Genomic DNA, 12,749 nt, shown 5'->3' on the forward strand with positions numbered 1-12,749 from the left:
CCCTCGGCATCGCGTGGCAGGCGCCGACCTTTGCCAGCGCGGACGGCAAAACCCACGCGGGCAAACACAGCGGCGACCGGCGGCATGAACCATTTTTTCAGTAGCGGGTCCGCAGCGTCACGCCGGCGGTGCGCGGGTCGCCCACCAGCACGCCGTAATCACCGGCACCTAACTGAGCGTACACCGCCGTCAGGTAACGCTCATCGAACAGGTTGCGCACCCAGAATTCGGCGCTCCAGCTGGCGTCGTTTTCGCGCACGCCCAGCCGCAGGTTGGTGATGGCGCGCGAGGGCATTTCACTGCCCGGCCCGCCTTCGAGCGTGCCTTGGTAGCTGCTGCGAAAGCTGTAGTCCAGGCCAACGTACTGTTGCCAACCGGGCAACCATGGCCGGTGATAGTCAAGGCCAGCGCTGGCGCTCCAGCGCGGCGCGTTGAACAGCCGTTCGCCGCTGCGATCACACACCAGCTGCGGCGAGCCGGGGCTGCACGGTGCGTTGGCAAAGTCGGTGTAGCGCGCGTCGCTGAGTGCCACGCCCAGGCGCAGGTCCAGACGCTCGGTGGCACGCAGGGCGCCGTCCAGCTCCACACCGCGAAGGCGCACCTGGCCGACGTTGATCAGGTTGTTGCGAATGGGCGGCGAGAATTGGTCCACCGGCGCCGAGTTCGACAGCGCCTGGTAGTCATCGACATCGGTCTGATACAGCGCCAGGTCCAGCGACGCGCGCTCGTTCCAGAAGCTGCGTTTAAGGCCCACTTCATAAGCCGTGGCGCGCTCGGAATCAAAGGTCGGCTGGGCGCCCGGTTGAATCACTTCCAGATTGATGCCACCGGCTTTGTAACCGCGCGAGGCGCTGGCGTAACCCAGCAGCTCATCGGTAAAGCGGTAGCTGAGGGCCAGTTGGCCGGAGACGTTGTGCTCGTCAATGTCATCGTCGCGGTAATAGCCATACGGCTTGCCCAACGTGGTGTCGCGCAACAGCTGCCCGCCGATGCGCGAGACCAGATCATTGCCCAACGGCGCCAGGCCGGACACCGAGCGCGACAACCAGCCCTGCTTTTTCTCGTGGCTGTAACGCAAGCCCGGGGTGATATCCAAGCGCTCGGTGGCGTGCCAGGTGAACTGGCCGAACACGGCCTGGCTGACGCTGGTTTGCTCACCGTCGAATGCCTGCCGCGAACCCGCCAGCAACGATTTGGGAATCATCGAGGGGCGAATGCCGAGCAGCTTCACTTCCGGCCGATCCCCGAGAAAAAACGCGGCGGCATCGTCACCGAAGCCAACATCGACCTGCCGGTTGAAATGTTGCTTCAGGTAATACGCGCCTACCACGTACTCCAGCGTGTCGCCGAGCGAATCGCTCAGGCGCAATTCCTGACTGAACTGGTGGTGGTCGAGCTCAGCGCCGACCTTGGCAACGTCGAGGCCGCCGCCGTCGCCGTCCAGATCAGTGCTGTAACGCCAGTCGCGGTAGCCGCTGATGCTGGTGAGCGTGGCGCCGTTTCCAAGCTGCTGGTCAAGCTGCAGCGTCACGGCGTTTTGCAGGGTTTGCGTGCTGTTGCGTTGGTCTTGCTGCACCTCGCGTTTGTACGGGTCGACCTTCAGCGGGCGATAGCCGACATACGCCGCGCGCTGCAAGGTTTGCTGGCTGTAGTGGCTGGGCAGGAACACGTTGCTGTGCTCGTCTTGCCAACCGTATTCGCCGATCAACCGCGCGCTGAATGCGTCGGTTGGCGTAAACAGCAACTGGCCGCGAACGCCTTGGCGGTTTTGGTTGGCGAGGTCATGGCCGTCGTAGCGGTTGTCGATCAGGCCGTCGCGGCTGACGTCAAACGCAGTCAGGCGCCCGGCCAGCACGCCGTCCACCAGCGGCCCGGAAAACGTGCCGCGATACTGCTCGGTGCCGTGCTCGCCAACGGTGATTTCGGCGCTGCCTTCTGGCGTGAAAGTGGGCGCTCGGCTGAACACGTTGACCGCGCCGGCCGTGGTGTTTTTGCCATACAGCGTGCCCTGCGGGCCGCGCAGCACTTCGATGCGCTCAATGTCGGTCAGCTCGGAAACCGACATCCCGGCACGGCCCAGGTACACGCCATCAAGAAACACCCCGACGCTGCCTTCCAGGCCGTCGTTATAAGCGCTGGAGCCCAGGCCGCGAATGCCGTAGCTGGCGTAGCGCTGATTGGGCACGGAAACGAGCAAGGCCGGCACCGCCTGTTGAATGGCTTCCATGTCGTGCAGCGCTTGAGCGTCGAGGCGCTCGCCGTCGAGCACGTTCATGGCCACCGGCACATCGCCGGCGCGTTCGTCACGGTGGCGGGCGCTGACCCGCACCTCTTCCAGTTGCAGCGGCTCGCTCACGGCAACCGTTTGAGGCTTTTCCTCGGCAACGGGCAAGCCGCCTGGCAGCAGCAAGGCCAAGAGCGCAGCAGAGGTTTTCAGGCTGAGTGTGGAGCGGCGCATCAACCCGTCAGTGCCTCGTGTTTGGTGCAGCTCCAGCGTTCGATGCAGGCCAGCAACTCGCCACTGCCCACGGGCTTGAGCAGCACCGCGTCGAAACGCTCGGTCATGCCAGCCGGTGGCCTGGCCGGAGACGCGGAATACAGCAACGCCGGCAGGTGCGGGTAGCGCTGACGCACCTCGTCGAGCAACGCCCAACCGTCCATGCCGGGCATGTTTTGGTCGCTGATCAACAGGCAGTACGGCGCTTTTGCAAGGTAGTCCAAGGCGCTGGGGCCATCGGCGGCCACGTCTACATCGAAGTTGTAGCCGGCGAGCAAATCGAACAGCGCTTCGCGGTTATGCGCTACGTCATCAACCACAAGAATGCGCCGCTCGCCGCCCTCGACGCTGCCGCCGTGGCTGTCGAGCAAGCCGCTTTCCAGTTCATCTTCGGCGGCCAGCTCCAGGCTGAGGTCAAAGGTGAAACGGCTGCCCACGCCATCGGGCGCATCAAGCTTGAGTTCCGCGCCCATGTGCAGCAGCAGTTGGCTGACGATCGAAAGACCGAGGCCGGTGCCCTGGAACTGCGCGGCATTGCGACCACGGCGGAACGGCAGCAGCAAGTGCTCGCGCTCGTCGGGATGAATGCCGATGCCGGTATCGGTGACGGCAAAGCGCACCACCGCGCTGCCGGCTTCCGTGCGCAGGCACTCGACCTCGAAGCGAATATCGCCGTCGTGGGTGAATTTGGCGGCATTGCTCAGCAAGTTGATCAGCACCTGACGCAAGCGCTGGAAATCGGCACGCACCAGCGGCGGCAGGTCGTCGCCGAGGTGGCAGGCGAAGCAGTTGCCTTGGCGCTGGGCGAGAAACGCCGCTTCCTCTTCGATCTCGCGCAGAAAGCCGTACAGGTAACCGGGGGCGAGGGTCAGTTCCATCTGCTGCAACTCGCTGCGGGAGAACTCCAGCAGCTCATCGATCATTTCCAGTTGCTGGCGGGCGTGGCGCTCGATTTTGCGTGGGTAGTCCCGCGACTCGCCGCCCTGCAGCAGCCGCGCGTAATCAATGATGCCCACCAAGGGCGAGCGCAAGTCATGGCTGATGCGCGCCATCAGCGAGCTGCGCGCTTGCAACGATTCGCGCAGCTGGCGGGTACGGCGCTCCACCGTGCTTTCCAGGCGCTCGTGCTCGGCCTGACGCTGGACGTTGAGATCGGTGAGCGCGCGGTTTTCCCGGCGGCGGCTGAGGATCACTTCGGTGATCAGCGTGCACACCAGCAGCACCACGCCGGGCAACGTGGACGACAGGCTGAGAAACGCATCGCGCGATTGGCCGGGCAGCACGTCGTTGAGCGAAAGCACATAGCGCACCACAAACTGCACGGTGTACAACGCCGGCACCGCGTAGGCCATCCAGCGCAACCGCACGCCCTGGCGCCAGGCGGCGAACAGCGTGGCCGGCAGCAGCGCATAGATGCCCACGCGCACCACCCACTCAACGAAGACTCGCCCGTCCGGCCGCGCCACAAACCAGTCCCAGGCGTAACCGGCGAGGTAGGCCAGCAGCAGCAGGTTGAACAGGTGGCGCCACACCGCCGGCAGCCGGCGCACCTCCAGCAATAACCGCGCGTAACCGAGCAAGCAGATAAACGAGAGAATGCTGATGAGCGTGGTGATCTCCAGCGACCAGCGCAGCAGGCTCGGCCAGGTCACCAGATAGCCGTTGATAACGGCGGTGAGCAGCAGATAAAAACACACCACGCCGGCATGGGCTTGCAGCAGCCGCGAGCCGAGAATCCAGCCGACGATCAGGCTGAACGGCACAATCAGCAGCACGATGCCCAGGGTCACGCCGTCGGCCAGGTACACCGACTGGCGCTGCTCAAGCAGTGCGTCGTCGGTCCATAGCGTGGGCGCCAGAATAAACAGCGACGGGCCGGCCACCCGAACCAGCACCGTGCCCTGCTCGCCGGCTGCCAACGCCACGGGAAAACGCGGCTGACGATCCGCCACCGGCCATTGCTCCAGCGGATACGCGCTGCCAGCACGCATGGCCGCCACCTGTGCGCCGCGCTGCACGAACACCTGAACATCATGCAAGCGCGGGTTGCCGACCGTGAGCCAGCGCTGGCAAGCCTCTGCACCGTCGTTGCGGATTGCCAGGCGCAGCCAATACGCGGTGCGGCCGTACTCGCGCACCACGGGCAAGCGTTGCTGGGTGACAAACGCGTCGCTGGCTTGCACCTGCTCCAGCGTCAGGGCGGCGCTGGGGTCTTCAAGCAGTTGCACATGACCGCTCAGGTCAGTTTTGCCGCTGCCACACAGCGGCATGGCCAGCGTCAGCGACGACCAGCACAACGTGATGAGCAGAAGAGCCAAGCGGATCATTGTGCAGCCGGCACCGCATCCTGCATTTGCTGGCGGAATTGGCTGGGCGTGATGCCCTGGCGTTCACGAAATGCAGTGGTGAAATTGCAGGCGCTGCGAAAACCCACCAACTCGGCGATGTCTTGCATGCTCATGGCGCTGTCGGCCAGCAGCTCTTGCGCACGGCGGATACGCGCGTCGCGCACATAGGCGAACACGGTGGTGCCCAGGTGCTCACGGAAAATCGTCGACAGGCGTTTGTCATGGGTGCCGACCTTGCGCGCTAGGTCGGCCAGCGACGGCAACTCGTCCAGGCTTTGACCAATCAGGCGCATGGCGGCGCGCAGAATCAGTTCGTCGGGCGAGGCGGATTCAGCCGGTGAATGATTGGGCATAACCGCCGTTTCGCGCCAGGCGAGCTGCAAGTGAATGCGCATACGCGCCAGCACTTCCTGCGGCTCGCATGACTTGAGCACGTAATCCACACCGCCCAGCGACAAGCCTTCCAGCCGCTCTTCAAGCGAACCGGCGGAGGTCAGATAAATGATCGGTACGCGCTGGGTGGCCGGCGCTTCACGCAGCAAACGGCCAAGGGTGAAGCCGTCCATTTGCGGCATGCGCACATCCAGCAGAATTAGGTCGGGGCGCAGCGCCAGGGCGCGCTGGTAGCCCTGGCGGGCGTCGGTGGCCAGAGACAGGCGCCAAGGTTGCGCGCGCAGCAGGGTCAGGATCGAGCGGATGTCTTCCGGCACATCATCGATCACCAAAATCTGCGGCACATAACTGGCCGGCATGCTCATGTTCCCTTCCCCCTGCTGCGCACTTCGCCCTGATTTGGGCAGCGTCCCCGCATTCAAAAGCCCCACCCGTGGATTCAAAGGTGGGCGGTTTGCGGGGCCGCTACGATAGCGCAACAAACACAGGGGGAAACATGCCCAAGCTCGCGAAATCCGACAACCAACCGTTGTTCAGGCAGCAACCCAAGGCCGTTACCCACGCCAATTTGCTGGGCGACCTGTACTGGTACGTGTGCGTGATCGAAGCGGGCGGTTTTTCCGCTGCGGCCGAACAGACCGGGGTGGGCAAATCGAGCTTGAGCCGGCGCATCGCGCAATTGGAACGTCAACTCAACGCGCAGCTCCTCAACCGCAGCGCGCGCCTGTGCACCATGACCACCATTGGCGAGCAGGTGTACCGCCACGCGCTGGACATGGTCGCCGCCCTGGACGCCGTGCTGCTTAGCGCACAGGAATCGGCCACGCTGCCGGCCGGCTTGCTCAAACTGGCCGTGCCCAGCGCCTTGGCCGACTGGGCGTTGCTGACAATGGCCAGCTTCCAGCGCCGCCACCCCGACGTGCAATTCGCCCTGAGCGTGGAAGACGGCCCGATAGACCTGGGCGCCAAACGCCTCGACCTGGCGCTGACGCTCGGCGCTGTGTCCACCACCAGCAGTTCGATGGTGGCGCGCGAGCTGGCGCAATTGAACATGGCCATCGTCGCCAGCCCGGCCCTGAACAAACAACTGGGCCACCCGAAGAAACTGGCCACCGTAAACGACCAGCAACTGATCACCACCGGCAGCGCCGCCCTGCCCGACCCCTGGCAACTGGCCTACGACACCCGCCGCATCAGCCACCCGGCGCTGGTAGTGGAGTCGGCGCAAACCGCACTTAAAGCCGCGTGTGCGGGACTGGGCGTGGCGTACTTGCCGCTGCACACTTGCCAGGCAGAACTGGCCGCGCAGCGGTTGGAACTGGCGTGCCCGAATGAAGCAGTTGGCGTGGTGACGCTGCGGGCGCTGACGTTGCCGCATAAAGGCATTTCGTCGGCGACGCGGCATTTTATTGAGCATGTGAAGCAGGCGTTGCAGGGGGCGGGGTTTTGAAGCGTTTGTGGCGGTGATCAGCGTTTGCAGGAATCGCGGCTAAAGCCGCTCCCACAACAGCAACAGCAACCTGTAGGAGCGGCTTTAGCCGCGATGCGCCGGCCCTGCAAAATCCAAATTCCAAACCAGCACACCACCCCGTAGGAGCTAGCTTGCTAGCGAACCCTGCAAACGAAAATCGAGCATTCCTGTTCCAGGGTTCGCCACCAAGGTGGCTCCTACAATAGCGGGTTTTGCATTCGCAGCCCAAAGGCCCCTCACCCGCCCTTCGGGCACCCTCTCCCGCAAGCGGGCGAGGGGATTGTTCAGCCACCGCGATCGGCTTTGCTCCCCTCTGCCCGTTTGCGGGAGAGGGGCTGGGGGTGAGGGTTTTGCATTCGCCGCAAAAGGCCCCGCTCCCGCCCTTCGGGCACCCTCTCCCCTAGCGGGCGAGGGGATTGTTCAGGCACCGCGTTCCGCTTGGCTCCCCTCTGCCCGTTTGCGGGAGAGGGGCTGGGGGTGAGGGTTTGCGTTCGCCGCCAAAAGCCCCTCACCCGCCCTTCGGGCACCCTCTCCCGCAAGCGGGCGAGGGGATTGTTCAGCCACCGCGATCGGCTTTGCTCCCCTCTGCCCGTTTGCGGGAGAGGGGCTGGGGGTGAGGGTTTGCATTCGCCGCCAAAAGCCCCTCTCCCGCCCTTCGGGCACCCTCTCCCGCTAGCGGGCGAGGGGACTGTTCGGCTACCGCGTTCCATTATTTGCGACCGCTACAAGCGCTCTACAACCGCCGCGTTCTAAGATACCGCCCACACCGTCACACGGAACGCCGACGCCATGCATGCCTCTTTCGAGCCGCTGATTCATATCGATTGGAAACTCCCGGGCGGGGAGTTGCTGGCGTTGTTCCAGCATTACTACCCGGACCTGCCGCTGTTCGCCGGCTCTTCCTTGGAAGGCCTGCTCGATGAGTTCTGCAATGAAATGCCGGAGCGCTGCCTGGATGCGTTGGCGCCTTTGTTAGCGGCGCAGGGGTATGACCTGTGGAACCTGGACGCCGGTGCCGACGATTACCGCCCAGTGATCGTGCCCACTGCACTGCGCCAGGCGTTTGCCGAGCACTGGGAAAACCATCCCGGCGATTTAGAACTTACGCCGTGCCTGATTGAGCCGCCCGCGCCCGCCACGAAAAAAACTAAAGCCAAACGCAGCAAGCTCAAGTGGTTGCACGAGGTCCACGAGTACCCAGGGCCGACGTATTTCGACGAGTCGCAGTTCAGCAACGGCTACGCCGCCATCACTGAGGAAGACGAAGGCCAGTGGCTGTGCTTTCTGATCGATTACAACCAATGGCCGCCCACTGAGCAGGACATGCTGGAAAACCGCAGCGACGACATCGACGGCGCGGACTTGCGGCTGCTGGAGGCCAGCGCCGAACACAGCCTGTGGAAGCGCCGCGCTGTGTCTGGCGATTACAGCCACGATGATCGCTATGTGTATGAGCTGCGCCGTGGCGATGATATTCAGCCGTTCGGCCCGGCCGGCGAGCAATGGCCGGGGTTTGAAATACCGGGCCTGGTGGTGGACGGTGAAATCTTCGAACGCCAGCGCCTGTATGAGCCCAGCCCGCTGACCCGCGTGTGGCGCATTACGCCCAATAGCAGCGAGGTTATTTTCGAGTTTGAGGACGAGCTGACCCTGCTGTCGTTCGGCCTGGGCCGCCTGTTGTTTATGCAGCACAACGGTTCGGGTTGCTGGGTTTGGAACCGGCAGACGCAACAGGTTAGCCAAGGCCAACCCCTGCCCTGCTCCGCCTATCAGCTGCGTGCCGCCAGCGCTTACCTGGGTGATGACGAGGTGCTGCTGTTCAGCGAAAGCCATCGGCAGAACACTGAGCACGACGGTTACCAGGAAACGGTATTGCAGGCCTGGCGTTTCAATGTGCTGAGCGGCGCCACGAGAAAGGCGTTGCTCGATGGCTTTGGCACCGAGGTGCAGCAGGAAACGCGGATGCTCGTCACCCAGCCCAAGCACAGCATCACGCTGCGCACGTTCCAGGGGCAGTTACAGGTTTGCCGGGGGCATGGCGATTGGTGGTTGTGGACATACCGCTCCAACACGTTCGGCACCCACACCTTGGCGTGGTGGTGGAATCAACGCAGCGACGAGGTGGTGAAGCTGACCAGCCTGGACATACCGCGTGTAAAACCCGAGGTTCGCTATGTGCCCGCGCAGGACCGCTACCTGGCCTTTGAGACCGATTTTGTGGCCAGGCTGCCGGCCTTCGCCGACATGCTCCAGGCCAAGGGTGCCGAAGTGCTGAGCTTCGAATAAGCCTGGGCTTACGAAGCGGCGGGCGCGGTTAGGTAGGCCACCAGAGTATCGGCGCACGCGGTGATCGCGCCGTCGAGAACCATCTCGTAGCCATGGGTATTTTCGGTGGGAATGGCCAGGCAACCGGCTTGCGCTACCGTGCCCTGGGCCATCACGGCGCTGGCGTCGGAGGCGAAATCCACCAGCAAGGCGAACTGCGGTGTGTAGCCACAACGCTCGGCGGCGTGGGCCAGTTCGGTGGCGACGGCGCGGGTGTAGTAGCCCTTCTGATCGCCCGTGTTGATGATCGGATTTACGCTCAGCTCGGTGCCGTATTCGTCCACCACCGGGCCGACTTCAATGGCAATCGCCACGTCGCACGGCAAGGTGGCGGCGGCATAGGCGGCGCCCGCGTTGCTTTCTTCTTCCAGGGTGGTGAACACGAAGTACACCGGGCGGGTGAGCTCGCCCCGGCGCTCGGCCAGCGCTTGCGCCGCTTGCAGCACGGCCGCCACGGGGGCGCGGTCGTCCATGAAGTGCGCGGCCAGGGCGTCGTTTACCCGCCAGGGGCTGCGCCACTGTTTGCTCAGCACCACGCGCACGCCGGGCCGCACGCCCAGGCGCTTCAAGGCTTGCGGCGATTGGCGGGTGATCACGTGCACATCGGCCCATTTCACCGCGCCGCTTTGCACGTCTTTGCCTTGCAACGAGCCGCTGGTTTCGTGCATCGAGCCAAACGACAACACGCCCGGCAGCAAGCCCTCGTCGGCCATGATTTCCACCGGGCACATGCCGAAGTTCACCGGGTTGGCGCCGCCCAAGGCGATCACGCGCAAAGTGCCGTCGGGCTCCACACGTTTGACCACCATGGCGATTTCATCCATGTGCGCCATCACGCTCACGCCATGTTCAGGGGCAGCGCCGGCGCAGGCGGCTGCGCCAATCACGCCGAGCACGTTACCAGCCGAGTCGACCCACACGTCGTCGCAGTGGCGTTGCAGTTCTTCCAGGCAGATGGCGCGCACTTCGTCTTCCTGGCCGCCGGGGCCGCGCGCGGCAAGCAAGCGGGTGAGCAAGTGCTGCTCGCGCTGGAGCGAATCGTGGGTGCGGTCAGTCATGCGACAGTCCTTGTTACTTCATGCCCAGACGCTTGCGCATCTGCGCGGTAATGGTTTGTTTGACCTTGTCGTAGCCTTCCCACGGATCGTCGCCCAGCTCGCCGAGGCGTTCGTGCAGGTTATGGATGGTCCATTGGTTGGCGCTTTTCAGCTCGAAGATTTCATCGCGGTAAATGGGCACCGACACCGGCAAGCCTTCACGGGTGCGCACCGCATAGGCGCCAATGGTGGTGGCGCCCTGGCTGTTACGCAGGTAGTCGATGAAGATTTTACCGATGCGATTCTTCGGCCCCGACACCGCTGAGAAACGGTCCGGCATCAGGTGCGCCATGTGCTGCACGATGCGCTGGCTAAAGTTTTTCACCGCCTCCCAGCTGTCTTTCGGCTTGAGCGGTACCACCAGGTGAATACCTTTGCCTCCGCTGGTTTTCAGGAATGATTTCAAGCCCAGTTCATCGAGCAAGGCCTGGGTCAGCTGCGTGGCTTCGACCATGGCTTTCCAGGGCAGCGCCGGGTCCGGGTCAAGGTCGAGCACAAAGCGGTCGGGGTGCTGGAAGTCGGCCGAGGTGGCGTTCCAGGTGTGCAGTTCGATGGTGCTCATTTGCACGGCACCAATCAGCGCCTCAGGGTTGTTGATCATCATCACCGGCTGGCCGGCGAATTCCTTGCCCATGGATTCAATGCCCGGAATCGCCAACTTTTCGGCGTTTTTCTGGAAGAACAACTCACCGGCGATGCCTTCCGGCGCGCGCACCAGCGCCACGGGGCGATGCTGTAGGTGCGGCAGAATCCACTCGGCGACGCTGGCGTAGTACTCGACCAGTTGCATTTTGGTCGAGCCGCTGCTGGCGTCGATGACGCGCTCGGGGTGGGTGATGCGGATCTGCTCGTTGCCCTTGGTCACGGCCAGCTTGGCTTTTGGCTTGGCTTGCGCTTTGGGTGTGGCCGCAGCCTTGGCTTCTGGCTCGGCTTTAGCGGCGCCTTTGCTTTTGCCTTTGGCGGGCGGCGCTTTTGGGGTTTCTTCGGTGATCTGTTCAGCCGGTTTGTCGTTGCGCAGGCCATGGAATACCGCATGGCGCACCGAGCCGTCGCGGGTCATTTCGGCATACGCCACCTCGGCCAGCAGCGACGGTTTCAGCCAGTGCACACCGCGAAACTCGGAGCCGGTTGGCGGGTTGGCGAACGCCGGCTTTTTCACTTCCAAGGGTGTGAGTTGCGCATGCACGGTGGCCAGGGTGCGCTCGTTGAAGCCGGTGCCAACCTTGCCGGCGTAGCGCAGCTCGCCGCTGTCTTTGTCATGCAGGCCGAGCAGCAACGCGCCAAAAGCGCTGCGGCTGCCTTTGGGCTCGGTGAAGCCGACGATGACGAATTCTTGCCGGTGTTTGCATTTGAGCTTGATCCAGTCATCGCTGCGCCGGCTGACGTAGCGACTGCCCACGCGCTTACCGATCAGCCCTTCCAGCTGCATTTGGCACGCGCTGTTGAGCATGGCTTCGGGGGATTCTTCGAAGTCGGCGGAAAAGCGCACCACTTCGTCTTCGCTGCGTTCGAGCACTTGCTCCAGGGCGGCGCGGCGCTGTTCCACCGGCACGTCGCGCAAGTCCATGCCATTGAGGTACATGAGGTCGAACAGGTAGTAGACGATGGCGCCGCTGGCGCCGCTCTCGAAGGCGTTTTGCAGCGCTTGGAAATCCGGGTTGCCGTGTTCGTTGGCGACGATAATTTCGCCATCCAGCCAGGCTGATTCCAGGCCCAGACTGGCCACGGCCTCGGCCTGGCGTGGCATTTTTGCAGTCCAGTCGTGACCACTGCGGGTGTACAGGCGCACATCGCCGTCTTGCACGCGGGCGAGGATGCGGTAGCCGTCGAATTTGATTTCGTAGCGCCACTCGCCGCCCGGCGGGGTTTCCACCAGCGTCGCGAGTTCCGGCTTGATGGTTGCGGGCATCGCCGCTTTCACGGCGCCGCTGAGGGTGGCGCTTTTTTTGGACGCCGCGCGCTTGGGCTTGGCCGGCTCGCTGGCCACCGGTTTCGGCTCAGCCGCCTTGCCCCTGGCGCCGCGCTTTTTCGGCACGATGGTGCGGTCGCTAAGCACGCTGTCGGGTTGGGCTTCGACGATGTCGTAGTCGGCTTCGGGCTTGGCGGCTTCGTCCTGATGTTTGATCAGAAACCACTGTTCCTTCGCGCCCTGCATATGGGTGCGCACCAGGTTCCACTGGCCGCTGAGTTTTTCGCCTTCAAGCTCAAACTTGAGCCGGCCTTTTTCGTACCCGGCCACTGGGTCGCCGACCGGCTTCCAGATGCCACGGTCCCAGACGATCACATCACCGGCGCCGTAGTGCCCTTCGGGAATGTTGCCCTCGAAGGTGGCGTAGTCCAGCGGGTGGTCTTCGACATGCACAGCCAGACGCTTGACCTTCGGGTCCAGGCTCGGACCTTTGGGCACCGCCCAGCTTTTCAGCGTTCCTTGCAGCTCCAGGCGGAAGTCGTAATGCAGGCGCGTGGCGTCGTGCTTTTGGATGCAGAACTGCAGCGCATGCTCGGCGCTTTTCTTCGCGCCGGAGCGCTTAGCGCCGCTGGGTTCTGGTGTGGCGTCGAAGTCCCGCTTGCGGTTGTATTCGTCGAGTGCCTTGGCCATAGAACAATGTCCGTTTATG

Annotated in this window: 7 protein-coding genes; 2 read left to right on the forward strand and 5 right to left on the reverse strand. The window is 63.7% G+C overall.

What is annotated here, in order from left to right:
• Positions 1-97: 97 nt before the first annotated feature.
• Genes ACZZZU_RS06760 through ACZZZU_RS06770 form a run of 3 tightly spaced genes read right to left on the reverse strand, consistent with a single transcriptional unit; the run spans position 98 to position 5,603 of the window.
• The gene (locus ACZZZU_RS06760; RefSeq protein WP_463550161.1) at positions 98-2,458 is read right to left on the reverse strand and encodes a TonB-dependent receptor; all 2,361 of its coding nucleotides are present in this window, start codon (positions 2,456-2,458) and stop codon (positions 98-100) included.
• Positions 2,458-4,824, reverse strand: coding sequence for a hybrid sensor histidine kinase/response regulator (locus ACZZZU_RS06765; RefSeq protein WP_463550162.1), 2,367 nt, complete (start codon positions 4,822-4,824; stop codon positions 2,458-2,460). The genes ACZZZU_RS06760 and ACZZZU_RS06765 overlap by 1 nt, the downstream gene beginning before the upstream one ends.
• The gene (locus tag ACZZZU_RS06770; RefSeq protein WP_463383369.1) at positions 4,821-5,603 is read right to left on the reverse strand and encodes a response regulator transcription factor; all 783 of its coding nucleotides are present in this window, start codon (positions 5,601-5,603) and stop codon (positions 4,821-4,823) included. Before ACZZZU_RS06770 ends, ACZZZU_RS06765 begins: the two co-directional genes overlap by 4 nt.
• A 131-nt stretch (positions 5,604-5,734) precedes the next feature.
• Between ACZZZU_RS06770 and ACZZZU_RS06775 the strand changes: the two genes are divergently transcribed.
• Together ACZZZU_RS06775 and ACZZZU_RS06780 are read left to right on the forward strand one after the other, a co-directional pair.
• Complete coding sequence (locus ACZZZU_RS06775) at positions 5,735-6,688, forward strand: LysR family transcriptional regulator (protein ID WP_463550163.1); 954 nt, start codon at positions 5,735-5,737, stop codon at positions 6,686-6,688.
• Between the two features lie 810 nt (positions 6,689-7,498).
• Positions 7,499-8,995, forward strand: coding sequence for a hypothetical protein (locus ACZZZU_RS06780; RefSeq protein WP_463550164.1), 1,497 nt, complete (start codon positions 7,499-7,501; stop codon positions 8,993-8,995).
• An 8-nt stretch (positions 8,996-9,003) separates the two neighbouring features.
• On the opposite strand, the gene ACZZZU_RS06785 is transcribed toward ACZZZU_RS06780, so the two are convergent.
• Together ACZZZU_RS06785 and ligD are read right to left on the reverse strand one after the other, a co-directional pair.
• Positions 9,004-10,092, reverse strand: coding sequence for a M20/M25/M40 family metallo-hydrolase (locus ACZZZU_RS06785; RefSeq protein WP_463550165.1), 1,089 nt, complete (start codon positions 10,090-10,092; stop codon positions 9,004-9,006).
• A 13-nt stretch (positions 10,093-10,105) separates the two neighbouring features.
• Positions 10,106-12,730 carry a DNA ligase D gene (gene ligD / locus ACZZZU_RS06790; RefSeq protein ID WP_463550166.1) on the reverse strand — a complete coding sequence of 875 codons (2,625 nt, stop codon included), beginning with the start codon at positions 12,728-12,730 and terminating at the stop codon, positions 10,106-10,108.
• Positions 12,731-12,749 lie beyond the last annotated feature (19 nt).

Source organism: Pseudomonas sp. AC136 (assembly GCF_979258585.1).

Bases quoted from the DNA above. Each gene is read 5' to 3' on its own strand.
- ACZZZU_RS06770 (WP_463383369.1), bottom strand. From the start codon at position 5,603: ATGAGCATGCCGGCCAGTTATGTGCCGCAGATTTTGGTGATCGATGAT.
- ACZZZU_RS06765 (WP_463550162.1), bottom strand. From the start codon at position 4,824: ATGATCCGCTTGGCTCTTCTGCTCATCACGTTGTGCTGGTCGTCGCTG.
- ACZZZU_RS06760 (WP_463550161.1), bottom strand. From the start codon at position 2,458: ATGCGCCGCTCCACACTCAGCCTGAAAACCTCTGCTGCGCTCTTGGCC.
- ACZZZU_RS06775 (WP_463550163.1), top strand. From the start codon at position 5,735: ATGCCCAAGCTCGCGAAATCCGACAACCAACCGTTGTTCAGGCAGCAA.
- ACZZZU_RS06785 (WP_463550165.1), bottom strand. From the start codon at position 10,092: ATGACTGACCGCACCCACGATTCGCTCCAGCGCGAGCAGCACTTGCTC.
- ligD (WP_463550166.1), bottom strand. From the start codon at position 12,730: ATGGCCAAGGCACTCGACGAATACAACCGCAAGCGGGACTTCGACGCC.
- ACZZZU_RS06780 (WP_463550164.1), top strand. From the start codon at position 7,499: ATGCATGCCTCTTTCGAGCCGCTGATTCATATCGATTGGAAACTCCCG.